This window comes from Nonlabens sp. Asnod2-A12 (assembly GCF_045063745.1).
Classification (GTDB): domain Bacteria; phylum Bacteroidota; class Bacteroidia; order Flavobacteriales; family Flavobacteriaceae; genus Nonlabens; species Nonlabens xylanidelens.
The window spans coordinates 705369-730231 of record NZ_JBEFOB010000003.1; the positions used below are offsets into that span (position 1 = coordinate 705369).

19 protein-coding genes are annotated in these 24863 nt (G+C 34.9%); 10 read left to right on the top strand and 9 right to left on the bottom strand.

The genetic code is table 11. From position 1 onward, the window contains the following. Nucleotides 1–81: 81 nt before the first annotated feature. From ACJJVJ_RS03320 to ACJJVJ_RS03345, 6 genes are all read left to right on the top strand, one after another. Entirely contained in the window at nucleotides 82–540 is a 459-nt protein-coding gene (locus ACJJVJ_RS03320) for a MarR family winged helix-turn-helix transcriptional regulator (protein WP_104515169.1), read from the top strand. Nucleotide 541: 1 nt separating this feature from the next. Beyond that, on the top strand, nucleotides 542–2950 hold the full coding sequence (locus tag ACJJVJ_RS03325; protein WP_405368967.1) for a 3-hydroxyacyl-CoA dehydrogenase/enoyl-CoA hydratase family protein: 2409 nt from the start codon (nucleotides 542–544) through the stop codon (nucleotides 2948–2950). A 4-nt stretch (nucleotides 2951–2954) separates the two neighbouring features. Then, nucleotides 2955–4145 (top strand): acetyl-CoA C-acyltransferase, encoded by a 1191-nt coding sequence (locus ACJJVJ_RS03330; RefSeq protein WP_104515171.1) that lies wholly within the window; start codon nucleotides 2955–2957, stop codon nucleotides 4143–4145. Nucleotides 4146–4184: 39 nt separating this feature from the next. Beyond that, nucleotides 4185–5990, top strand: a complete 1806-nt coding sequence (locus ACJJVJ_RS03335; protein WP_104515172.1) for an acyl-CoA dehydrogenase family protein — start codon at nucleotides 4185–4187, stop codon at nucleotides 5988–5990. A gap of 161 nt (nucleotides 5991–6151) precedes the next feature. After that, on the top strand, nucleotides 6152–6973 hold the full coding sequence (locus ACJJVJ_RS03340) for a mechanosensitive ion channel family protein (protein WP_405368970.1): 822 nt from the start codon (nucleotides 6152–6154) through the stop codon (nucleotides 6971–6973). Between the two features lie 209 nt (nucleotides 6974–7182). Then, nucleotides 7183–8043, top strand: a complete 861-nt coding sequence (locus tag ACJJVJ_RS03345) for a mechanosensitive ion channel family protein (RefSeq protein WP_104515174.1) — start codon at nucleotides 7183–7185, stop codon at nucleotides 8041–8043. A 63-nt stretch (nucleotides 8044–8106) separates the two neighbouring features. Here the strand turns inward: ACJJVJ_RS03345 and ACJJVJ_RS03350 are convergent, their stop codons facing one another. Together ACJJVJ_RS03350 and ACJJVJ_RS03355 are read right to left on the bottom strand one after the other, a co-directional pair. Then, on the bottom strand, nucleotides 8107–8961 hold the full coding sequence (locus ACJJVJ_RS03350; RefSeq protein WP_104515175.1) for a polysaccharide lyase family 7 protein: 855 nt from the start codon (nucleotides 8959–8961) through the stop codon (nucleotides 8107–8109). Between the two features lie 76 nt (nucleotides 8962–9037). Beyond that, the gene (locus ACJJVJ_RS03355) at nucleotides 9038–9181 is read right to left on the bottom strand and encodes a hypothetical protein (protein ID WP_405368972.1); all 144 of its coding nucleotides are present in this window, start codon (nucleotides 9179–9181) and stop codon (nucleotides 9038–9040) included. Nucleotides 9182–9230: 49 nt separating this feature from the next. On the opposite strand from ACJJVJ_RS03355, the gene ACJJVJ_RS03360 reads away from it, so the two are divergent. The 3 genes from ACJJVJ_RS03360 to crcB all read left to right on the top strand — a co-directional run bounded on the left by ACJJVJ_RS03360 (nucleotide 9231) and on the right by crcB (nucleotide 12425). Beyond that, nucleotides 9231–10571, top strand: a complete 1341-nt coding sequence (locus ACJJVJ_RS03360) for a M28 family peptidase (protein ID WP_405368974.1) — start codon at nucleotides 9231–9233, stop codon at nucleotides 10569–10571. Nucleotides 10572–11024: 453 nt separating this feature from the next. Next, nucleotides 11025–12047, top strand: coding sequence for an SRPBCC family protein (locus ACJJVJ_RS03365; protein ID WP_405368975.1), 1023 nt, complete (start codon nucleotides 11025–11027; stop codon nucleotides 12045–12047). Further along, complete coding sequence (crcB, locus tag ACJJVJ_RS03370; protein ID WP_405368977.1) at nucleotides 12048–12425, top strand: fluoride efflux transporter CrcB; 378 nt, start codon at nucleotides 12048–12050, stop codon at nucleotides 12423–12425. Here the strand turns inward: crcB and ACJJVJ_RS03375 are convergent, their stop codons facing one another. After that, on the bottom strand, nucleotides 12426–12635 hold the full coding sequence (locus tag ACJJVJ_RS03375) for a hypothetical protein (RefSeq protein WP_405368979.1): 210 nt from the start codon (nucleotides 12633–12635) through the stop codon (nucleotides 12426–12428). 55 nt (nucleotides 12636–12690) lie between these two features. Between ACJJVJ_RS03375 and ACJJVJ_RS03380 the strand changes: the two genes are divergently transcribed. After that, nucleotides 12691–13467: a DJ-1/PfpI family protein gene (locus ACJJVJ_RS03380; protein WP_405368981.1), complete on the top strand. Its 777-nt coding sequence runs from the start codon at nucleotides 12691–12693 to the stop codon at nucleotides 13465–13467. A 48-nt stretch (nucleotides 13468–13515) separates the two neighbouring features. Here ACJJVJ_RS03380 and ACJJVJ_RS03385 read toward each other — a convergent pair whose 3' ends face one another. The 6 genes from ACJJVJ_RS03385 to ACJJVJ_RS03410 form a co-directional block, all read right to left on the bottom strand. Then, nucleotides 13516–14595, bottom strand: coding sequence for an endonuclease/exonuclease/phosphatase family protein (locus ACJJVJ_RS03385; RefSeq protein ID WP_405368983.1), 1080 nt, complete (start codon nucleotides 14593–14595; stop codon nucleotides 13516–13518). Between the two features lie 75 nt (nucleotides 14596–14670). Further along, on the bottom strand, nucleotides 14671–15174 hold the full coding sequence (locus ACJJVJ_RS03390; RefSeq protein ID WP_405368985.1) for a DUF805 domain-containing protein: 504 nt from the start codon (nucleotides 15172–15174) through the stop codon (nucleotides 14671–14673). Between the two features lie 81 nt (nucleotides 15175–15255). Further along, the gene (locus tag ACJJVJ_RS03395; RefSeq protein WP_405368986.1) at nucleotides 15256–17538 is read right to left on the bottom strand and encodes a BamA/TamA family outer membrane protein; all 2283 of its coding nucleotides are present in this window, start codon (nucleotides 17536–17538) and stop codon (nucleotides 15256–15258) included. 10 nt (nucleotides 17539–17548) lie between these two features. Then, nucleotides 17549–22663 carry a translocation/assembly module TamB domain-containing protein gene (locus tag ACJJVJ_RS03400; RefSeq protein WP_405368988.1) on the bottom strand — a complete coding sequence of 1705 codons (5115 nt, stop codon included), beginning with the start codon at nucleotides 22661–22663 and terminating at the stop codon, nucleotides 17549–17551. Between the two features lie 109 nt (nucleotides 22664–22772). Further along, nucleotides 22773–23525 (bottom strand): hypothetical protein, encoded by a 753-nt coding sequence (locus ACJJVJ_RS03405; protein ID WP_405368990.1) that lies wholly within the window; start codon nucleotides 23523–23525, stop codon nucleotides 22773–22775. 347 nt (nucleotides 23526–23872) lie between these two features. After that, on the bottom strand, nucleotides 23873–24787 hold the full coding sequence (locus ACJJVJ_RS03410) for a DUF3078 domain-containing protein (protein WP_405368991.1): 915 nt from the start codon (nucleotides 24785–24787) through the stop codon (nucleotides 23873–23875). Nucleotides 24788–24863: the final 76 nt, after the last annotated feature.

The window sequence follows — 24863 nt, forward strand, 5'->3', positions numbered from 1 at the left end:
GAAACTATATCGTTTGAAATTTTACAATATTTTACTATGCATGCATAACAAAAATTACTATATTGCAGTATATTTATAATTATGAGAGATAAAACAATCGATTACATTCTTAGAGCTACATGGATGTCAGTTTCTAAAATGTATAATGAACAAGCTGCTGTTAAGGGCAGTACTATGTCTACAGGGTTTGCTCTTATTAGTATAGATCCAGAAACAGGAACACCTAGTACAGCTTTAGGACCTAAAATGGGAATGGAAGCTACTTCTCTATCACGTACACTTAAAATGATGGAGAATAAAGGTCTCATAGAAAGACGTAGAAATCCAGAAGATGGAAGAAGTGTATTGATTCATCTGACAGATTTCGGCGCTGAAATGAGAGAATTTTCAAAGTCAGTTGTTAAAACTTTTGACCAAGTCGTTAAAAATGAGATTGAACCAGAAAAAATAGATACCTTTCTAGAAGTTGCGTTTAAAATTAACGAAATAGTAAACTCTAAAAAAATCTTCAAAAAAAAAGCTCTATTAGCTCAAAAATAATATGGGAAAACGTAGAATAAAACATGTAACCGTAATAGGTTCTGGTATCATGGGAAGTGGAATTGCTTGCCATTTTGCAAACATAGGTTGTGAAGTACTCCTACTGGACATAGTCCCAAGAGAACTTACTGACAAAGAAAAGGCCAAAGGTCTAACTCTAGAGGACAAGGTAGTTCGTAACCGTATGGTTAACGATAACCTTACAGCTTCTGTAAAGAGTAAACCGGCACCTTTATACAATAACTCATTTGTAAACAGAATTTCTACAGGAAATTTAACTGATGACTTATCTAAAATTAAAGACACCGACTGGATTATTGAAGTCGTTGTTGAAAGATTAGATATTAAAAAATCTGTTTTTGAACAAATTGAGAAGTACCGTAAACCTGGTACTTTAATTACATCAAATACTTCTGGTATTCCTATCTCTTTCATGAATGAAGGACGTAGTGAAGATTTCCAGAAGCACTTTGCAGTAACACACTTTTTCAATCCGCCGAGATATTTAAAATTATTTGAAGTTGTTCCAGGTCCTAATTGTGATCCTGAGGTTACTGACTTCTTAATGGAATATGGAGAGAAATACTTAGGTAAGACATCAGTTCTTGCAAAGGATACTCCTGCATTTATAGGAAACCGTATCGGTATATTCTCTATTCAGAGTTTGTTCCATACCGTTAAAGAAATGGGTCTTACCGTTTCTGAGGTAGATAAACTTACTGGTCCTGTCATAGGACGTGCTAAGTCTGCCACTTTTAGAACTGTAGACGTTGTTGGACTAGATACACTTGTACATGTTGCAAATGGTGTTTATGAAAACTGCCCAGAAGACGAGCATAAAGACACCTTTAAATTACCAGAATTCATCAACACCATGATGGAGAACAAGTGGTTGGGTTCTAAAACAAAGCAAGGATTCTATAAAAAGAACGTTACTAAAGAAGGTAAGAAAGAGATTCTAGCATTAGATCTAGACTCTATGGAGTACATAAAACAGCCACGTGCTAAGTTTGCTACTCTAGAATTAACTAAATCAATAGATAATGTAGCAGATCGTTTTCCTGTATTAATTAAAGGAAAAGATAAAGCTGGTGATTTCTATAGAAAATCATTTGCTTCACTATTTGCATACGTACAACATAGAATTCCTGAAATAAGTGATGAATTGTACCGTATAGACGATGCGATGAGTGCAGGTTTTGGTTGGGAACATGGACCATATCAGGTTTGGGATGCCGTAGGTGTTGCAAAAGGTGTGGAGTTAATGGAAGCAATCGGTAAAAAACCAGCTGCTTGGGTTACAGAAATGCTAGAGAAAGGATTTGAATCTTTCTATACAGTAAAAGATGGCTCTACCTACTACTACTCTATCCCAGATAAAGATTATGTAAAGAAACCAGGTCAGGATGGATTTATCATTCTAGATAATTTACGTGCAAATGCCCCAGTCTTCAAAAATTCTGGTGTAACTGTACATGATATAGGTGACGGTATCCTTAATGTAGAATTTACTTCTAAGATGAATTCTATAGGTGGTGACGTACTTGCTGGTATGAATAAAGCTATTGATATCGCCGAAGATCGTTTTGACGGTTTAGTAGTAGCAAATAATGGTGCTAACTTCTCTGTAGGAGCAAATATCGGTATGATATTTATGATGGCTGTAGAGCAGGAATATGATGAGCTGAATATGGCTATCAAACAATTCCAAGATACAGTTATGAGATTGCGTTACAGTAGTATTCCTACTATCGTTGCGCCGCATCAAATGGCATTAGGTGGTGGTTGTGAAATGACCATGCACTCTGACGTTGCTGTTGCTAGTGCAGAGACTTACATCGGTCTAGTAGAATTTGGTGTAGGTGTAATCCCTGGTGGTGGTGGATCAAAAGAGATGGCACTAAGAGCTAGTGACACTTTTGAGAAAAATGACGTAGAACTAAATAGACTTAGAGAATACTTCCTTACTATAGGAACAGCTAAAGTTGCAACAAGTGCTTATGAAGCATACGATCTAGGCATCTTGAGAAAAGGTGTGGATCATGTTGTTGTAAACGATAACAGACGTATTGCTTTTGCAAAAGCACAAGCGAGACTTCTAGCTGACAAAGGTTACACACAACCTGCTATGCGCAAGGATATAAAAGTATTGGGCCAGCAAGCATTAGGAATGTTCTTAGTAGGAACTGACGCGATGAAAGCTGGAAAATATATAAGCGAGCACGACTTAAAAATCGCAAATAAACTAGCTTATGTAATGGCAGGTGGTGATTTAAGTGCCCCTACCCTTGTCTCTGAACAGTATTTATTAGACCTAGAACGTGAAGCATTCTTAAGTCTTACTGGAGAGAGAAAAACACTGGAGAGACTTCAACACATGATCCAGAAAGGTAAACCTTTAAGAAACTAAGAAAATGACAAACGCATATATAGTTGCCGCAAAAAGAACGGCAGTAGGAAAATCAGGTCGTGGGGTTTTTAGATTTAAAAGACCAGACGAGCTAGCAGCAGAAACTATTCAAGGAATGTTAAAAGACCTTCCTGATTTTGATAAAGGTCGCATCGATGACATGATCATAGGTAATGCGATGCCAGAGGCTGAGCAAGGACTTAACATGGCACGTCAGATATCACTTCTAGCATTAGAAAGAGTAGACATTCCAGGTATAAGTATCAATAGATGGTGTGCATCTGGACTAGATGCTATCGGTGCAGCCGTAGCTAGAGTACAATCTGGTATGGCACAATGTATCGTTGCCGGTGGTGTAGAAAGCATGAGTTATGTTCCTATGGGTGGTTATAAACCTGCTCCAGCTTATAGCCTGGCAAAGCAAGGTCATGAAGACTACTACTGGGGAATGGGACTTACTGCTGAAGAAGTAGCTAATGATTATAAGGTTTCTAGAGAAGAGCAAGATCAATTTGCTTATGACTCTCACATGAAAGCCTTAAAAGCACAAGCTGAAAATCGTTTCCAAGATCAAATTGTTCCTATCGATGTAGAAGAAACTTATCTAGACGAGAACGGTAAAAAGAAAACTAGAACCTATACAGTAACTAAAGATGAAGGACCTAGAAAAGGTACAAATCTAGAGGCGCTGGCAAGATTACGTCCAGTATTTGCTGCAGGTGGTAGTGTTACAGCTGGTAACTCTTCTCAAACTAGTGATGGTGCTGCTTTTACACTTGTAATGAGTGAAGAAATGGTAAATGAATTAGGTATAAAGCCTATTGCAAAACTAGTAAGCTTTGCCGTAGCAGCTGTAGAACCTAGAGTTATGGGTATTGCGCCTATAGAAGCTATTCCAAAGGCATTAAAACAAGCAGGTCTTAAAAAAGAAGACATGGCTCTTATTGAGTTAAATGAAGCTTTTGCAAGTCAGTCTGTTGCTGTGGTTAGAGAACTAGGTCTTAATAAAGACATCGTTAACGTTAACGGTGGTGCTATCGCACTAGGTCATCCACTAGGTTGTTCAGGAGCAAAACTATCTGTGCAAATCTTTGATGAGATGCGCAAGAGAGGAAACCAAGGAAAACACTGTATGGTTACCATGTGTGTAGGTACTGGACAAGGTGCTGCTGGTATTTTTGAGTTTTTAAATTAAGAATTACGCTTTCGCGAAAGCGAGATAACAATACATATTATGTCAACAGAAAATAAAATAGAAATGATACGCGGTGGACAATTCATCGTGAAAGAAACAAATCCATCAGAAGTATTTACTCCAGAAGACTTCTCTGATGAACAAAAGATGATGCGCGAGAGTGTACAGGAATTTGTAGACAAAGAGATCGTTCCTAATAAAGACCGATTTGAAAAGAAAGACTATGCACTTACTGAAGAAGTAATGCGCAAAGCTGGAGAAATGGGATTCTTAGGTGTCGCTGTTCCAGAAGAGTATGATGGTCTAGGTATGGGCTTTGTCTCTACTATGTTAGTTTGTGATTATATTTCTGGTGCAACTGGATCTATCGCAACAGCTTTTGGAGCACATACAGGAATAGGTACTATGCCTATTACACTATATGGTACTGAAGAGCAAAAGAAAAAATACGTTCCTAAACTTGCTACTGGTGAGTGGTTTGGAGCTTATTGTTTAACAGAGCCTGGTGCAGGGTCTGATGCAAATTCTGGTAAGACAAAAGCAGAGCTTACTGCAGATGGAAAACACTACAAGATCAATGGTCAAAAAATGTGGATTTCAAATGCTGGTTTCTGTAATGTATTTGTAGTATTTGCACGTCTAGAAGATGATAAAAACATTACTGGATTTATCGTAGAAAACGATCCTAGTAATGGGATTACTATGGGAGAAGAAGAACACAAATTAGGTATTCACTCCTCTTCTACTCGTCAGGTATTCTTTAATGACTGCCTAGTTCCTGTAGAAAATATGCTTGCTGGTCGTGGTGAAGGTTTTAAAATTGCGATGAATGCATTAAATGTAGGTCGTATAAAACTGGCTGCAGCATGTCTAGATGCACAACGTCGTGTAATTACACTTGCTACTAATTATGCTAATGAGCGTGAGCAGTTTAAAACTCCTATCGCAAAATTTGGAGCTATAAGAAAGAAACTTGCTGAAATGGCTGTTAATGCTTATGTGGGTGAAAGTGCTTCTTATCGCGCAGCAAAAGATGTAGAAAACCGCATCCACTTGCGTCAGGAAGAAGGTGCAACGTTTGCAGAGGCTGAATTGAAAGGTGTTGAAGAATTTGCTATAGAATGCTCTATTCTTAAGGTTGCTGTATCTGAGGATATGCAAGCATGTAGTGATGAAGGTATACAAATCTATGGTGGTATGGGCTTCAGTGCAGATGCTCCTATGGAGGCTGCATGGAGAGATGCTCGTATCTCACGTATTTATGAAGGTACTAACGAGATTAACCGTATGCTAGCAGTAGGAATGTTAGTTAAAAAAGCGATGAAAGGTCACGTTAACTTACTAGAGCCAGCAATGGCAGTAGGAAATGAACTTACTTCTATTCCTTCTTTTGAAACACCAGATTTTTCAGAGCCATTATCTGAAGAAATGGATATGGTTAAGAAACTTAAAAAAGTATTCTTAATGGTTGCAGGAAGCGCGGTGCAAAAATTCGGTCCAGCACTAGAAGAGCACCAGCAATTATTAATTGCAGCGTCAGATATTCTTATCGAGATCTATATGGCAGAGAGTGCTATTCTTAGAACTCAAAAGAACATCGCTCGTACTAGTGTAGAAGAGCAAAAAGAGCAAATTGCAATGTCTCAATATTACTTATATCAAGCGTCTAAAATTATCCAGGCAAGAGCTGAAGAAGGTATTTCTAGCTTTGCTGAAGGTGATGAACAACGCATGATGCTTATGGGACTTAAACGTTTCACTAAATATACAAATCTACCTAACATTGTAGCTCTAAGAGATACTATCGCAGATAAGGTGACTGAAGCTAATAAGTACCCTTTCTAGTATTCTAGAAAATTTTAAATGAACTAAAGCCGCTATTGGATTTTCCAAATAGCGGCTTTTTAATTAAATAGAAATCATTTATTAAAATTAAATCATAAAGTTCCCAACTATTAACAAATCATAAACAAGGTTTTTCGAGGCTTATTCTACTTTTGTTCTATATGAAAGAAATATTAGACAACTTTAATGTTGAAAAAGGATTTGAGCTAATTTTAGAATACGGTATTCCGTTAGTAAAAGCGATTCTAATTTTTATTGTAGGAAGGTGGTTAATTAAGAAAGCTCTGAAGCTAACGAGAAAAATAATGTTAGCTAGAGATTACGATATAACTTTAGAAAAATTCTTACTCAATTTAATTAAATGGGGACTTTGGATTTTACTTATTATAACGGTAGTAGGAACACTAGGTATACAAACAACTAGTTTTGCCGCGGTTATTGCAGCTGCAGGGCTAGCTATCGGGCTAGCGTTACAAGGATCGTTGTCTAATTTTGCTGGTGGCGTGTTACTATTATTATTTAAACCTTTTAAAATAGGAGACACTATCGAGGCTCAAGGTGTTTTAGGTACTATTAAAGAAATAGATATCTTACAAACTAAAATAATAACTCCACAACGCAAACTGGCTATTATTCCTAACGGTCCATTGTTGAACGGGAATATTATTAATTTTAATGCAGAAGGTATTTTAAGATGTGACACCACCATAGGTGTAAGTTATGACGCAAATATTACACAAACTTTAGAAGCGTTGCGCAAACTAGTAGAAGACCATCCTCTTGTACTTAAAGACCCTGCACCACAAATAATGGTGGCTGCAAATGCTGACAGCTCCATTAATATTAATGTAAGACCTTATACACTCACAGATGACATGTGGACAGTGTATTGGTATCTGCAAGAAAACTTTAAACCTACTCTAGATGCCATAGGTGTTGATATACCTTACCCACATCAAGTAGAGATTCAGAAAAAAGGATAAAGTAAACTCCTTGAATAATTATTAAAACCGCTCTTATGGAGCGGTTTTTTTGTATCTAATATTTTAACAATTTAGATTAACAACAAAAAGTCTGTTAAAATGTGTTTTTAACCGATAAAACGTAATTCTTAAAAAAACAGATCATCCTTTTTTAATTCCTATTTTTTACTAGTTAATTTTGAATTCAACAAACAAAAACATTAGTAAAAATGATTCAAGAACCTGTAGTACAAGCAGACAATTTAGACCTAAATATAAGTCCTGACGGATTTAGCTTAGAAAACATTACTGGTTATGCCCTAGAATATGGTATACCACTTTTAAAAGCTATTTTAATTTACATAATTGGTGCATTTATCATTAAAAAGCTAGTAAAAGTTACTAGTAAATTAATGGATAAAAGAGATTATGACGTTACCTTAAAGAAATTCTTAACCAGTTTACTTAAATGGGTTTTAACCATACTTCTTATAGTAACAGTAGCAGGTACATTAGGAATTGAGACAGCTAGTTTTGCTGCTATTCTTGCCGCAGCTGGTCTTGCAATAGGACTTGCTTTACAAGGTTCTCTATCTAACTTTGCTGGTGGTGTTCTTATCTTAATTTTTAAACCTTATAAAATAGGTGATCTAGTAGAGGCACAAGGAGAATTAGGTGTTGTGAAAGAGATCGACATATTAGTTACTAAATTAATAACCCCTGCAAACAAACTTGCTCTTATACCTAATGGCCCTATGGCAAACGGTAACATCATAAATTATACTGCCGAAGGTAAAATGAGAGTAGATACTACTGTAGGAATAGGATATGGTGAAGACATGAAACAAGCTAAAGATGCTTTACTTGCCATGTTAGAATCTAACCCTAAAGTACTTAAAGATCCAGCACCATCTGTAAACGTTAGTGAACTTGCAGAAAGTTCTGTTAATCTAGCTGTAAGACCTTACTGTGCACCAGAAGACTATTGGGATGTTTATTTCTGGACTATAGAAAATACAAAACTTGTACTAGATAGAGAGAAAATTGAAATTCCTTATCCTCACGCAGTGGAGATACACAAAGAGGCTTAATATCCTTTCTTATCATTACTAGAATAGCTTATGCACTTAGTGCATAAGCTATTTTTGTTTTCATTAATATGAATACTTTAAACTGTAGTAACTAACTCGTGGCGCTTTACCAGCTACTTGTAAATAAGCTCCTGTTTTAAAGTAAAAATCTCCATCTTTTTCTAACCACTTGTTATCTACCGTATAAATTTTAGTCTTTGACTTTCCGGTATTGATATTCTTCACATAAACGCTAATTTGATTACCAGATTCTAAAATTTCTAGTTTACAATAGAGCTCATGCCCATCTCTAAAACCAACTAAATAATCATTTGTTGATTCTCCTTCATATTTAATGTACGTATCGGTAAGTACTGCTCTCAATTCATTTTCACCTGTGTATTCTACTCTAAATAGAGGCCTTCCTACACCTTGAGCATCATTATGTATTTGTGCTAAGGTTACTCCTTTTCTATCATTAGAATTAGGTAGATTTTCAAATTTTGCTTGAAACCTCAAGATACTTTGATCATTAAGCTTCAAGTTTTTGAGCTGTCTAAACTCTACGCGATCATTCTTATCGTCAGTTGCTTGTAAAACCATGGCGTCACCACAAACTTTAAAAATAGTATCATCACAAAAAGTATCTAATTTTTTAAACTCTTCCCTACTCTTTCCACCGTTCTTATATTGTTGCAATTTTGAGTCTGTTAGCACTGTTTTAAATTGGTCTAGATGTATTGGTTTTTTTTCGTCACAAGAAAAACACTCCTTTATATCCTCATGAAGTGGTAATATAAATGGCGATTCTGCATCTTTTACATTAGTACTGTCTATAGATTTACTTGCCCCACCACATGAAACTAGTAGACCAGTTAAAACTACACCTGATATCAAAAATATCTTATTATAATTTTTCTTTTTTATTCTTTGAATCATCGATTTATTTTAAAATTATATTTAGCTGTAAATCTACAGTATCTGTGATTTATTTCTATTAATTTTTTTATAGGCATTATAAAGACTTTAAAAAGTGTGTGATTTCTCTAAATAATCCGGTGTAGTAAATTAAGAACATGTACTTTTTTAAGGTTCTAGAGGTATATAAATTCCGCTTTCGCGAAAGCGTGCTTATAAAGTATCCTTTTAACAATTTCATAGAACATCATAAATTCATAGCTCTTATCTTAGTAGCTAAATTTTTAAACATGAAAAACCTATTAATACTATCTCTATTTTGTAGTTACTTATCTATTGCACAAGTACCTACAGACCATCAAATGGACTTATACACTATCATTGATGAAGTAAGTGCAGATAGAATCGAGAACGACGTGCGTACACTAGCCGATTTTGGAACAAGAAATACATTTTCTGATACGGTTTCTAACACGAGAGGAATAGGCGCAGCAAGGAGATGGATCAAGGCACAATTTGATCAAATATCAAAAGAATGTGGTGACTGTCTAGAGGTGTTCTATCAAAAAGATTTCGTTTCTACTGATATGGGTAGTCGCATACCTAAAGATGCTTGGGTAGTAAATGTGGTTGCTATTCAAAGAGGTACCTCTAGTCCTAATGATATGGTGATGATGAGTGGTGACATAGATTCTCGCGCTAGCGATACTATGGACTTTACAACAGATGCGCCAGGTGCAAACGATAATGCTAGTGGTATGGCAGGTACTATAGAAGCTGCGCGAGTTTTGAGCAAACGCAAGTTTAAGAACAGTATCGTTTATGTAGGTTTAAGTGGTGAGGAACAAGGCCTTTTTGGAGGAAAAGGACTGGCCGAATACGCTAAAAAGAAAAAATGGAATGTCATAGGGTTTTTAAATAACGATATGATAGGAAATATAGAAGGTGTAGATGGCGTAATCGACAACAGGGAATTTAGAATTTTTTCTGAACCTACAGATCCTACTGAGACAGAACGACAGCGTAATGGTCGCAGATTTTATGGTGGTGAAGTAGATGGAATTTCTAGACAACTAGCTCGATACATACATAAATCAGTAAAGACTTACATGCCAGAAATGAAGCCTATGATGGTTTATAGACTGGACCGTTTTGGGAGAGGTGGTCATCACAGACCTTTTGCAGATCTAGGTTTCCCTGGAATACGAATTATGGAAGCACATGAAAATTACACCCAACAACACCAAGATATAAGAACAGAAAACGGTATAGCATATGGTGATGTCGTAGAGCATGTTAATTTCCCTTATGCTAGAAAATTAACTGCTGTAAATGCTATTAACCTAGCTCAACTGGCATGGGCTCCTAGCAGACCTCAAAATGTTAAAATAGGTGGTATAGTAGAAGCTCATGTGAAATTTAAATGGGACAAAGTAAAAGATGCCGTAGGATATAAAATTTACTGGAGAGATACTACTAGTCCTACCTGGGATAACTCGCGATATGTAGGTGATGTAAACGCATTTACTTTAAAAGGAATAGTAATCGACAACTCCTTTTTTGGTATAGCTGCAATAGGAAAAGATGGTATAGAGAGTATGGTCAGTTTTCCTAGTGGTACTTTTAGATAATTAGATGCTACATGTAAAATAAAAACTATTTAACATGTAGTAATTACTCTACAACATGTCTATTAAAGAATATGAAAAATAGGCTTCTTCCCACATAATTAACCATCGTTAAATAAAACTGCTGTTTCACTCTGTTTTTTTAACAAAAAATACCCATTAATGGGTATTTTTTAAAGGTTTAATTAGACTTAATTTTACTCATGTGTTATAGACTAACCAACCAAATAACACAAAGAATTTTAGGGGGAAGAAAGCTCATTAATAATGACTTTCTCTAAAACTGCCGGATCTAATCTGGCAGTTTTTATTTACACCTATTTTAAAATATTTCTTATTTTCATTTAATTGTAGACTATTTATTTCGTGTATGATATGCGATACCTAGTCTAGTATATCTTTTCTAACTAAGATCTTTTTCAATAATCGTATCTTTGATATATAATTAGACCCTAAATGAAAGCTTTCAAGTACATTTTTATACTAATATTAATCGTCATCATAGGAGGTGCTATCTATTTTTCATTAAAAGATGGAAAATATGATATAACAGAATCTCGTATTATCGCAGCACCACCATCCCTTATCTATGATCAACTAGCAGATTTTAAAGAATGGGATAACTGGAATCCATGGTTAGAAGATGAAGAAATAACCTCTACAATGGGTACACAAACTAAAGGTGTAGATGGTAATTATTCTTTTACAGATCCTTATGGTAATGGTAAAATGACTATAACAGGAATAGAGCCTAATAAGTATGTGGCTATGAATATGTTCTATGATAATGGTATGACTAGTTCTAACAGTGATGTAATCATGGATCTAGAACGCGTCGAAAATGGTACTAAAGTAACATGGAATATTAAGAGTGAACAAGGTCTATTAGATAAAGTAATGACTACCGTATTAGGCTTTAATATGGAAGATGAAATTAAACCTAAGTATACTGCAGGTTTAGAAAATCTAGACAACTATGTGAATAACCAAATGTCTGTACACCAAGTTCATGTAGACGGTATTATTGAAACTGGAGGTGGTTACTTTTTATACATGTCATCTAGTACAAAGAGAGAAAAATTGCAAATTGTAAAATCTCAAATGCTTCAAAACATTATGTCTTACATGAATCGCAATCATATCGATATGTACGGCATGCCACGTGTGGTATATGAAAAGATAGATCCTACTAATAATAGTGTTTTATTCTCTGCAGCACTTCCTGTTGAAAATAGAGAGATTACTGCTACTAACAGTAATATCCTATCTAGTTACCAAGAACCTGGAAAAGCAGTGAAAATCACTCTTAATGGTGCGTATAGCAACCTCGCTGAGGCATGGAGAAAAGGTGAAGAATTTATATCTCAAAACGGACTGGTAAAAGCAATAGCGTCTCCTTATGAAATATATAAAACGGACCCTATGCTTACTCCTAACCCAGCAGATTATCGTACTGAAATTTATATACCTATAGAATAAATGAAGTCGTTTTTATTTGTTTTTATAGGCGGTGGACTAGGAAGTAGCTTAAGGTTTTATTTTTCCTTAATAGAGAACAGTAATACACTAAAATGGATTCCTACCATAGGTGTCAATATATTAGGTTGCTTACTGCTAGGTGGTTTTTTAGCAGCGTTTCATAGAGAGCAATTATCCCATCAGTGGTATGTATTGTTAGGTGTAGGTTTTTGTGGTGGACTTACCACGTTTTCTACATTTAGTGCTGAGTTGTTTTTACTACTCAAAAACGGCTCTTATGCATCTGCAATATGGTATTTGATACTAAGTATAAGTTTAGGAATAATAGCTGCTGGTGCTAGTTATAAATTAACCGAGGCATTTTTATTAAAATCTTAATTAAGAAGCACTTACTTTTTTATTTTTTGTCTTTACTCTCAAAGCACGATTACCAGCAAATAATAATTTACCTAGTAACATAATGATCAATACATCTGCAGAGATGAGAAATACTATTCTTAAAAATGTAGTTAATGGTGTAGTTAGATAAAAACCTGCCATTCCAGAGATAAGTGTTACTATACTAACAATTAAAATAATCCTATTCATGAGTTTTAGTTTGGTTTCCCAAAAATCGATAAGAAGTATAATTCCTACAGTTAATATGAAATCAATTGTTTCTAATTTAACTAATAATGCCAATTTAATCTTAATGGCATTGTTAGTCATATCTCTAAGTTCTTGCAATAACTCTAGCAAAACAGAGACACCGGTACCAAAAGAAGAATTACCAACACCTCAACCCATAGAAAACGCGTACAACGTAGGCTTTCTAATAATGGACGGTACTTTTAACACAGAACTCACTGCACCGTTTGATATATTTCAACACACTAAATACCGTGAAGGCATAAAACCTATGAATGTCTTTTTGGTTGCGCAAACTATGGATGCGGTCACTACATTTGAAGGAATAAGAATATTACCTGACTATACATTTGATAACGCGCCTAATATAGATATACTCGTAGTTCCCAGTGCAGAGCATCATCTAGATAAAGATTTAGATAACGTTACCATGATCAACTTTGTAAAACAAGTAAGTGAAAATGCCATGTATATCACGTCCCATTGTGATGGTGCATTTGTACTAGCACAAGCAGGAATCTTAGACGATAAAGTAAGTACAACCTTCCCGTCAGATATCGATCAAATGAAAGATCGTTTCCCTCAGTTAGATATAAGAAAAAATATATGGTTTGTACATGATCAAAATGTAATTACCAGCGCTGGCGGTGCGAGATCTTTTGAGGCTGCCATGTATCTATGCGATGTACTTTATGGATCTGAAATTACTCAATCTCTTGCTGGTGGACTAGTTCTAGATTATGAACTGGATAAATACCCTCACTTAATAATTGAATCTGAAAAAACAGAATAGATTACTATTATCTATTTCACATTCTGTACTTAAATTTTAGAATAGATCTCAAATATCTAACAGAGATTGTAAATCAGTAGTTTTCAATTGATTTTTTGCTTGTTTCCAGTCATCTTCATCTGGTTCAATCGGTTTTTGTTGATCTGCAAGTTTTGGCTCATAGGTTAAAACTGCCCAAGACGGAAAGTGGTCACTGTCAAAATCTGCACCAGTACCTGCTTTCTTTAATCTAAATTCTGGAGAGATAAGTATGTGATCTAGTGGCCACCTCATCAATGGATACTGTGCGTGGTAGGTGCTATAAAACCCTCTTCCTATTCTCAAATCTAATAATTTACCTACTGTTTTAGTCAGTTGGGTGCTATGAGACCAAGCCACATCATTGAAATCACCTAGAACTATTACAGGTATTTTAGACTTATTACTTGCGATAGCAGTAAGCATTAACTCCTTATCACGGTCTGTACTTAAAGGATTGTGCTGCGGCATGGGTGGTGTAGGATGTATCGCATATAATTGAAATAAATTTCCATTCTTCATCCTGACTTTAGCATCAATAGAAGGTATTTCTGGATCTACTTGAAATTTAATTCTCGTGTCTGATAATTCTAACTTAGAATACACTAGCATACCATAAGTATTCTCCTGTGGTTGCTCCACTTTAAAAGGATATGAATCGCCTATTCTATTTTTTATAGCATCACTCCACCTATCATTAGTCTCTGTAAAAACAATTAAATCTGGTTCTTTAGATTCTATTTCTTTAAATAATTCTTCTGTGTTTTTATTTTCTTGCAACACATTTGCCGTATAAATACTAATGTAATTATCCTCAGAAATAGCAGAAGAGCTGTCTTCCACTTCTACCGGATATAACGGTGTGTAATCAACTATTTTAAAAAATTGAAAGGCAAAACAACCTAATAAGACCGTTATATATGCATAATCATTAATCCATTTAGGCTTAAATGTAAAGAAATAAAGTAGAATTGCTAATAAAGTAAAAGCGGTAAGTTGAAGATGTGGAAAATCAAAAACTCTTATCCACCAGTAGTCTGCAGCGATAAGAGGCAGTAAACTTAAAAGTGCTGCGACTAGTCCTAACACTTGAAATACTTTTCTCCACATAATATTTTTAAAACAAATATAATATCAGATTGAAAGTAACTCTTTATGTTTTAGAAAGATTTAAAAGTTTTTAAGTTAAAAACCGTCATTATATTGATTTTTAGGAGCGTTAAAATTATCACTTCCTAATCCTTTAGGATTAACACCCCATTGATTAGCTCCATACTTGCTGTCTTCCGTTAAGAAAATTAATAACATAATACTTGCTACCGGAACAAATCCTAATAGAAAACTCCATCCAGATCTACTAGTATCATGTAATCTTCTAACTGTAACTGCTACACTAGGTACAATGGTTGCCAGCACATAAAGAATATAAATGATCAATAAAACAACACGCATTTCTTTAACAGATCCTAATAACATAAATATGAAAAAGAAGAAAAACAAAACTATGAAGTTGAACAATCTAAAATACCAATATTCTGACCTGCGAGCTCTTCCTGTAAAGTTTGCATAATTAGTAAAACACTTGCCTATCATCTCAAACATACCTGCATCATTAGTTGCAGCCGGCTGGTACTCTTCTCTACCTCTTCTTTGACGGTAAGTGTTATTATTGTTATCGAAATTATCCATTATTCTATCTATTTAAAAAAAGGTACAATATAGTATTTTTAAATATTCCGCTTTCGCGAAAGCGGACAAAGCAAAAAACTCTTAGAACGGATAACCTATAGCAAAGTTGAACACGGGATTTTCTACATCAAAATTCCAACGTTCATTTTCTGGAAGCGATGGATCGTGCCATGGAGCAGCTAGGTCAAAACGTATCACAAATCCTTGAACATCTACACGCATTCCTACTCCTGCACCTATACCTAGTTCATTCAAAAAATTACTACTGAACTCGCCACCATCTAAACCGTTTCCTGCGGTAGACCATACATTACCTGCATCCATAAAAAGAGCACCTTTAACATAGCCATAAATAGGAAAACGGTACTCTACGTTTGCCTCTAGACGCACATTACCAGATTGATCAAAGAAAGAGCTATCATCTTCATTATCTGCAGTGTAGGTACCTGGCCCCAAAGATCTAGTTCTAAAAGCGCGCACACTATACGCTCCACCAGAAAAATACTGTTTACTAAATGGCAAGACATCGCTGTTACCAAAAGGTAATCCATAACCGGCAAAGAATCGTGTAGCTATTCTAGATTCTTCATTTAACAGATAATGAAATCTAAAGTCCACATCGGCCTTTGCGTATTGTGCATATTCTAATCCTAAGAACTCTTTCTTACCTAGATCATTTTCTTGAGCTAATAAACTAATGCTATTACCAGCAACATCTACAGTACTATTCACATAGTACAAGGCTCTCTTGCTCTGACTCAACATACCGTTATAAGTAAACGAATAAGTTAATCCAGAAATAAATTGTTGATCAAAACTACTTTGTAAAAATGCGTTATCGTCTAGTATAGCTTGAAATTCTTCAGATATATTTGTGGGTCTCACATAGTTAATCGACACCGGATTTAACTCGTGCGTTACATATTTATTTGCTTGCCACACATAACCAAAACTACCGGAAAAAGTTAGTAAACTGTACAACTGGCTACGGTTTAAGATCGATGCATTAAGACTGGTTTTAGTTTTAGGAATGGCATACTCAAAGTAATCACTATCTACCTTAAAAGGAGCTAACACACGTGGGAAAATTAAGTCTGCACCTAGGCCAAATTCTGTACTAGTCAGACCACCACTACTGTTACCAGCTACTTGCACTTCATAAGTTCCTGTAGCTTTAATATTCAGAGTCTCTCCACCTTTAAATAAATTACGATTAGAAAAAGTAAGTCCTAATGTAGGACCAGAGAAATCATTTGATTTAGTTACCGCTTGCAATTCGGCACGTATGGCTCTTTTATTTAAAGGAGATAAAAATATGTTTGCTTCTAAGTAATTAAGACTATCTGTTTGCTCTCCATCTATTTCTGTATATTCTATATTGACAAATTTATAAGCACCTATGGAGCCTAAACGCCTGCTAGTAGCTTTAGATTTTTCTGGGTTATACAAATCACCTTTCTCTAAAAGTATAAAAGGATCTAATCGATCTGGTCTGAAGAAATCTGATTCTTGAATAAAGTCTTTATTTGCATAACGTACGGTATCTACCTTAACAGTATCATTGTTAGTGACGTTATATGGAAAAACATTTACGGACTTTATTTGATATGGTTTTATAGCCTTTGTAGGTACATCTTGTTTCAATTTTAAAAACAGATCAAATTTTCTATTTTTATATTGATTAGTGTCTGCCTGAAATATTAAAAAACCAGAATTGAAATTATAATACCCCTTATCCTTTAAATTTAAATCAATACGTTCCCTTTCCAGCTTCAAAGCAGATAAATCAAAACGAGAATCTACTTTTATAGGAGTGTTTTTTATCTGATCTTCTAACACTTTATAAAATGGAATAGAGTCACGATCTACCTGATAAGTTTTCATACGATATGGATTAGGTAAAGTAACATTGTACGATACGTTACCTTCCTTTGCTTCTTCATCCTTTAGGGTTTTAGACGATATATTACTAAAGAAAAATCCTCTATTTTCTAATCTATTGCGCAATAAATCTCTAGTCGCTTCTTCCTCTACATCACTTAAATAAACAGGCTTCTCTCCTATTTTCTTGTTTAAAAATCTTGCAATAAATCCCGCACTATCTTTATTCACTTTATAGTAATAATGCAATCCTGGACGCATTCCTAGAAACTTTGAATTAGGTTGTGGAGAAAGTGTTGCTTCTAGCTCTAATTTAAGAGCAGCTACATTTTTAACATCTGTCAGGGAATCTAATTTTATATCAAGTGAAGAGCCCGTAAATAACAATTCATCTTCTGGCACGTATTTCTTTACCGCACATGAAGACGCTATAAGAACAATACTTATAACTAAAATGGTTTTTATGTAATTATTTAAATTCAAGTGCTTTGATTTAGTTTTTATTTCCTTCAGTTGTTTTACTCTCGCTGTCCTCTTTCTTCTTTAATTCTTCCTCTTCTTCTTTTCTAGCTTTTTGATCCTCGGCTAGAACCGTCTTTGCAAATAGGTTTTTAAATTCATTAAATTCTTTGGTAAAGATTAATGAAATACCACTTACTACTAGCTGTCCATCTACCACGTTATCATATTGATTGCGACGGAAACCTTTTAATCTCCACTGACCAGCTTGTGTCAACAAATATTCTAGACTTACATTACCTATCACAGGCGCTTCTTCTCCATCTTGCGCACTACCTTGAATATCTACTTCACTACCTACACTTACAATTAATCTATCATCTAATAATTTTTTACTTGCCGTTACATCTAATTGTGTTCTTTCCTGTCCACTACCGCTAGCATAGTCTGTATAACTATCTAACCCAAAGTTGAAATCTATACCTGTTTTACCTAATAATTGCCCACCATACTGATTTAATTGATCGCTCAAAGCCTGGTTTAAGTTATCTCTAGCAATAGTTGCCGTTCCTCCATTACTACCATCGGTACCACTAGTAGGGAAAAATTTATTAAGAACAAGAAGAGAAAATACTTGCTTATTTAATTCCTGATCTTGAGTATTAACTTGTTGTAACCTACTGTACACTTCTCCTCCCAAAGCACCTTGTTCATCTTCTGGTAAATCTAATTTAAAACTAATTTCAGGCTTCAGCAGCTCTCCATCAATATTCAAATACACTACAAAAGGTAATCTCTGACGGTATTTTTCTTGCGTTGCTAGATCTGCACCACTGGTCTGACTAGCCATTATCGCACTTGCGCTAGTCTCTACTTTATAAATAGCGCTTACATCTAGAATGGCATCAAATGGATCACCAGACCAGGTAACGCTACCACCTTTTGCTAGATCAAAACGTCTAGAAACAATGTCGTAAAGATTAAATTGATAAAAACCCTCAGAAATCTCATACCTTCCTGCAAGTGTCATTCTACCATTAGGCGTCATTCTATATTTAAAATCTCCATCTCCAGAAATTTGAAGTTGATCTCCTGTATCTGGATCTATTATTACCGTGACCTTTGCGTCACTGCGTACTTTAAAATTTGCAGTAATATCAAACCCTGTTAACGTCGCAGACTCTTCTTCTGTTTGTGTAAGAATAGCATCTGGATTCACCTTATTTACAAATTGCACAATACCATCACGCTCTACCACATCTAACTCTGTCGCTGGTAAAACATAAGTTACATCAGTTACATTCTTTACCGTTACATCTAGATCTATTACAGGAACGTCTGTATTACCAGTTATTTTTGCACTGGCATCAAAGGTAGCCTTACCATAATACAGGTCATTATCCTTTTCAGTACTATTAAGCGCTGTAAAATTAACTGCCTTTAAGTCTAAATCTAGAGTCGGTTGTAATAGGTTTTCTGTTCCTATAGTTCCATCTATGGTAAATGGATTACCATTTGCATCTGTAATAGATAGGTTGTTCATATAAACACCATCATTATCTATTTTAATTTCTTCATTTTTAAAAGTGAAACTAGTGTCTAGCATAGAAACACTAGCCGTTGCATTATTAAACTTTAAAACCCCATCATACTCAGGGTTTGCAGTCGTACCTGCTACTTTAAACGTTCCATTTATAGAACCACTACCATCTTTAAGAAATCCATCAGAAATACCAGCCAGTGTGCTCATCGCGACTTTATTTATATCTAGATCTAAGTTTAATTTTGCAGCAACTTCATTTGCCTCATAATCTCCATCCAGCACTATATCAACATCTTCACCCTTTACACTCATATTCATATCGTACTTAGATGCGTCTAGTGATTTTGCATCTAACTTTAATATTCCTAATGGTGTTTCCATAGCATGAAAATCCTCTATCTGTAAATCTGCAATAAAACCTGTTGCTCCATAAATATCATCTAGGACAAATTCTCCATTCACCTTTCCTGTAGCTAGTTTTTCATCAGAATTTAAGAAACTTAGCAATCCTTGTAATCTAAAATTATTGATCAACATCGCCACATGTTCATTTGTAGTGTTTGGTCTATCAGACCTTAATTCTATACTTTGATCTCCGTTAGTCAACTTAAAATCATTAAATAAAACCTTACTTTCTCCTACAGCTATTTCATTATTTGACGGTATGGTCCAGGGTTGCTTGTTAAGAATAAGATCATCTACAGAAAGGTTAAAAATGAGATTCTCTAGACCGTTTTGATCTCGCTTTCGCGAAAGCGTGCTAGCAAAATGCATCAACTTCTCCTCATCATCATAAGAGGTAAAGTCTAGGTTTAACGTGTTACCTGCTACTATACCAGTCATCGCAGTACGTTTAATATTAACTGGACCTGATGCTATTTTCTTAAAACCTAATTGAAATTTAAGATTTTGAGCATCTGACGCTGATGAGATTACTAGGCTGTCTACCTCACTATCTGCATATTTTAAATAAGCCACTTTTACGTCACTATTTAATCTACGTTCTTTTTCATCAAAATCTACAGCTATATTTATGGTATCTAGCGCTTGCAACCCTGGTAAGATGACATCTCTTAAAATAGGTGCTGGACTTATATTTCCTTTAATCTTCATAACCACAGGTTGTGCAGTATCTATTGCTGTACTAGTAGTTAGATATCTATTAATATGACGTTCTAAGGCAACGGTTAGATTTTCTGGATCTACATTAGACCTTAACTCTAGATCTAACATCTTATTATGTATATCTACCGATGTAGAATCTGGTTGTACAAATGCAGCAACATCTACATTTCCTAACAAATACGACTGATTATCAAAAACAGCAATACCATCTCCTATGGTAGAATTAACTTTATAATTAACTCCATCACCTTCATAAGAAACACCTATGTTACCAGCTGCTTTCACATTTTGAGAAGTAATACCAAAGGCTCTTAAATCTACACCTACCACATTTATTTGTGCATTTGCTTTGGTTATATCGGTATCGAGAGTAGCGTCTGCAGTTAGAGATATATTGATATTATCATCTCTATACTCGGTGCTTACATCTCCTTTTCCATTCTTCATCTTTCCTTCTATAGGAATGTTTTTTAATGGATAATCGTTATAAGAAAAGTTTAGAATCTCACCTTTTAAAACTGCATCCAGCGTACTGATGTCATTACCGCTACCACTTGTTTTTAATTCTAGACTTAAATTACCTAGCCCTTCCATAGCTAGCATTTTATTAAGATTAAGTGTGTCTAATTTTACACCTGCGTTAAACTCTATAATCTTATCATTTTTAAAAGAACCATCTAGCGCGATAGCCCCATAACTGGTGGTTAGATTTGCCTTTGTTTTTACATCTGTAATAGTACCAGAGGCACTTGCTTTAAGTCTCGCATTTTCTGGTAATGTAATTCCTAGATCTTCTTCTTTTACAAAATTGAGTATGGTAGCTCTCGTGGTTACCGCATTAATGGTATCGATATTAAAAGCCAGTTGATCTACATCTGTCACGTTTTCTAACCTACCACTTGCATTTATCGATGTAGAGGCACCCCAGTTTACTATAAAACTGTCTAAATTTAAATTTCTTGTACTACCACTGGTTATCAATTTACCATTAAATGGTTTTTGAGCTAGTTTACTTACATACTCGTTTTGTGCCAATTCTGGCACAAACGCATAAACATCACTTAGATCAAAATTGTATTGCGCTGCATTAATCTGGACGTTTAAAGATTCTGGATTATTTATCAACGCATCTAAATTTGGGTAACCTAAATTTAAATCAGCAGATAAAGAACTTTTATTTACACTAGCATATAAACTGTTCACATTTAATTTCTCATCTGTGATACTAATAGAACCTTTCAAATCATTTACACTTAAACCAGAAATCTCTTTTAATTTTAATTCATTAATGGTTACCGCTGCTTTATGATCTCCTAAATTAAAATCACTTAGACCTACTGTAATATCTTGTAAAGAAATGGCATCTGGATTAAGCTCATTTCCAGAAGGTAGAGCGCCATTTACTGTATATAAAAAGTTATTATTTTTAAAGTCTAGCTTTTTTAAAGCTACTTTCATGTCTGGCCATTGAAAAGTAGTAGGATCATTAGATTCTACCGGCGCTGTAGTATTTGCAGCCACATTACTCATATGCACCGCTACATTACTGTCTTCTAAATTAAAATAAGAAACCAGTATATCACTACTCTCTACATTTGCCTTAGGTATGGAGGTTTCCATAATACCGAAGTCCGTACGTAAAACAATACCATCTGGCTCAGAATTATAATTCATCACCACATTATCCAGTCTTATCTTACCTGCTTTGAGTAATGGCAATGGAGAATCGTCTGCACTATCGGTTATGGATTCGGCTAGGTTGGTATCTTTAGTGGGGTCTGTATCTTGTTCCGCTTTCGCGAAAGCGGTAACCACATCTTTCTCATAGTTAACAACAGCATTTTTGAGAGTCAAAGTCTCTATATCTACTATCATTTTATCTAGATCTAAGGTATTCATCTCTAGAAACAGCTCGTCAAAATTTGCACTAGCGTCCATTTCATCAACCTGATCTTTATAAATAATATCAAAATTAGAAAGATAAATAGTCCCTATTTTAATATCTAACGGTTCACTAGTAGCCGTGGTATCTGGTGTAGTTGCAAATGCATCTATTAAAAATTCATAATTAAAACCACTTGCAGAATCAATTCTTTTAACTCGAGCGGTAAGTCCATGCCACTCTACGTCATCTATTTCAAAAACTGAACCTTTGATGAGCGGCAGTAATGCAACATTTGCTTCAAGACTCTTAGAATATACCAGCGTATCATTTTTAACATCGCCTAGATAAAGACCTTCTACCCTAATATCTCCGTCAAATGTTATGAAAGCACCATCAAGTTGCACATCTGTACCAGTTTTACCTTTTACATAAGAAACCGCCTGATCTATAATTATACTTTGTCCCCATGGACTGCGTATAAATAGTAGCAACAAAATAAGAACTATTAAAACACCTAACATAGTGCGCGCAATCCTGCGCAGCCACCTATATTTCTTCCCTTTTTGAGGTGTTTTTTTGTCTTCTTTTTCTGCCAATTTTATATGTAGGAATTTGTTTACCCAACCGGATTGCAAGTTGATAAAATACCAACGTATTAACAGAATTATCTACGATAAAGTTGTGTTAAGAATAAAAAACTGATTTTTAGTCTATTTTTTCGATATTGAAGCTCGTTTGATTCTTAAGAATAGTAATACTCAAACTTTGTGGTGCCATATCACTTTTTGAAATACCTAATCCATAATATTGATAAGCATCTAGATTCATTAATTTTGAGAAGGAAACTGTATTTACTGTTCTGTTTAATGGGGCTTTGATCTTAGCATCATTAATCGCATTATTATTTTTAAATAAATAGAACTCTATTTCACTTGCCCCATTGTCATTATTCTTACGATAAGTAATAGTAAAAGTTACTCTATATAAACCTGCTACTTCTGGCCTTAGTGAAAAATTATTACCATCATTCACACGCACGTTGGACGTTGCTAGTCCAGCAGAGTTAGTATTTATACTTGTAAAAGTATACTGTTGTAAATTGCTATTCCAGTCGTTATTAATAGTTAATTGCCCATAAGCTTTAGTATCTACAGTGCCTGGCGCACTGACTTCATTGACTCCTAATTTGATCCAGCTATTGTTCCAAAAGTAAAAACCTGAGTCTGTACCGTTATTTGCCGCATCTGTATTCCATACTACAAGTCCCGTAGCAGGATTATTAACCGGTTGTGCTTCTGACAGGTTTTTTAAATCCATACGTGGAAATAAAACTCCTTTGTCTTCAGAACTGATATCTAGTATGGCAGACTGGTCTGGATTCTGCACATTTAAACCTACTTGAGCGTTAACAAAACCTAGTGATAAGGCACATAGAATTGCCATTAAATAATTTTTCATTTTTCTTTTCATTATGGAAATAGTAGCCACATAAACGTACCATAACGCCACAACAGATGTGAAAATTTAGTTAAACTCTACAGTAAATGATACTTTATCGATTAACGGTAAATAGCAAGCTATGACTAGCCTAAGAGCTGAAAAAATGTCTGATTTATTATATTGTCACCTTACCTCATCAACATGACAGGTCTATGACACCTGTGTAGAATTAAACTACTTATTTGATAGATAAATTACTTAATAGAAGAAATTTAAACAGACTTGTTGAACACCATTTTTTCATGAATATAAGTTTTGATGTACCACAAAAAATTAGTTTAAAAAAAATCCCAATCACCTGATAACTATGCGGTTTTTTTAGGACGTTCTCCTAGATCATATTTAAAACCTAACCCTATAACCTGACGTATTTGGAATCCTTTAGTGGTATTATCGTCATAGATAGCCTGAAATTCAAAATTACCACTGATGTACTTATTTACCTTTAAAAATAAATTAAGGTTATAATCTATATCAATATTTTCTGGATCTGCGAGGTAATCACTGTATAGACTCAACACATTTTCCATTTGAATATTCTTTGCTACTTCAAATTTTGTATAACCTCTAAAAGAGGCACCTACTTCCCATCGCGTTGTCCTATTAGCCTCTACACCAAAAAATGGTTCATATGCCTCAACAGCTACAGGGTCATTCATATCTACATCAGTAAAATTTGAAGATACTTTGATTAACCTTGTTGTGGCAGGAGCAATATTGAAATTGAAATTTTTAGACTTTTTCCATAGAAAACCTAATCCTAATTGAAAGTAAGAAGGAGAAAAACTGCCAGAGGTCTCGCGACGTCTTTGAACCGTTCTCGTAAGACCGTCATCGCCTGTCTCCTCTTCTGTAAAGAATTCATAACCAGAAATAAACTGAGATCTAAAATTAAAAATCGTACTGTAATTCCAGAAACTTTGATTGATTTGATTACCTAGAATACTATTTAACTCTAATCGATCAGTAGTCTTACGTATATATCGCTGATCTTTAACTTGAGAAAGACCAAAATCAGTAATCAATTTAGTATCCCATGAAAGCTTTTTACGCTTATACTGTATGTCATAACTGATTCCTAGGTTACCTGAAACATTAGTAACCCCACCACCTTGCCAGTCTGCATTAAACGCACTTTGATTAAATATAAAACTAACTCTACCCCACGACATCCAGTTAGGTTGTTTTACAGGAGGAATACTGTCCTGCGCAACAGTCATACTGGTAATTAAACAAAATAAAATGGAGAAAAAATAGGACTTCAAACTAGTAAATTATGCGTTTGAAACAAATATA

Bases quoted from the DNA above. Each gene is read 5' to 3' on its own strand.
- ACJJVJ_RS03320 (WP_104515169.1), top strand. From the start codon at position 82: ATGAGAGATAAAACAATCGATTACATTCTTAGAGCTACATGGATGTCA.
- ACJJVJ_RS03325 (WP_405368967.1), top strand. From the start codon at position 542: ATGGGAAAACGTAGAATAAAACATGTAACCGTAATAGGTTCTGGTATC.
- ACJJVJ_RS03330 (WP_104515171.1), top strand. From the start codon at position 2,955: ATGACAAACGCATATATAGTTGCCGCAAAAAGAACGGCAGTAGGAAAA.
- ACJJVJ_RS03335 (WP_104515172.1), top strand. From the start codon at position 4,185: ATGTCAACAGAAAATAAAATAGAAATGATACGCGGTGGACAATTCATC.
- ACJJVJ_RS03340 (WP_405368970.1), top strand. From the start codon at position 6,152: ATGAAAGAAATATTAGACAACTTTAATGTTGAAAAAGGATTTGAGCTA.
- ACJJVJ_RS03345 (WP_104515174.1), top strand. From the start codon at position 7,183: ATGATTCAAGAACCTGTAGTACAAGCAGACAATTTAGACCTAAATATA.
- ACJJVJ_RS03350 (WP_104515175.1), bottom strand. From the start codon at position 8,961: ATGATTCAAAGAATAAAAAAGAAAAATTATAATAAGATATTTTTGATA.
- ACJJVJ_RS03355 (WP_405368972.1), bottom strand. From the start codon at position 9,181: ATGAAATTGTTAAAAGGATACTTTATAAGCACGCTTTCGCGAAAGCGG.
- ACJJVJ_RS03360 (WP_405368974.1), top strand. From the start codon at position 9,231: ATGAAAAACCTATTAATACTATCTCTATTTTGTAGTTACTTATCTATT.
- ACJJVJ_RS03365 (WP_405368975.1), top strand. From the start codon at position 11,025: ATGAAAGCTTTCAAGTACATTTTTATACTAATATTAATCGTCATCATA.
- crcB (WP_405368977.1), top strand. From the start codon at position 12,048: ATGAAGTCGTTTTTATTTGTTTTTATAGGCGGTGGACTAGGAAGTAGC.
- ACJJVJ_RS03375 (WP_405368979.1), bottom strand. From the start codon at position 12,635: ATGAATAGGATTATTTTAATTGTTAGTATAGTAACACTTATCTCTGGA.
- ACJJVJ_RS03380 (WP_405368981.1), top strand. From the start codon at position 12,691: ATGAAATCAATTGTTTCTAATTTAACTAATAATGCCAATTTAATCTTA.
- ACJJVJ_RS03385 (WP_405368983.1), bottom strand. From the start codon at position 14,595: ATGTGGAGAAAAGTATTTCAAGTGTTAGGACTAGTCGCAGCACTTTTA.
- ACJJVJ_RS03390 (WP_405368985.1), bottom strand. From the start codon at position 15,174: ATGGATAATTTCGATAACAATAATAACACTTACCGTCAAAGAAGAGGT.
- ACJJVJ_RS03405 (WP_405368990.1), bottom strand. From the start codon at position 23,525: ATGAAAAATTATTTAATGGCAATTCTATGTGCCTTATCACTAGGTTTT.
- ACJJVJ_RS03410 (WP_405368991.1), bottom strand. From the start codon at position 24,787: ATGACTGTTGCGCAGGACAGTATTCCTCCTGTAAAACAACCTAACTGG.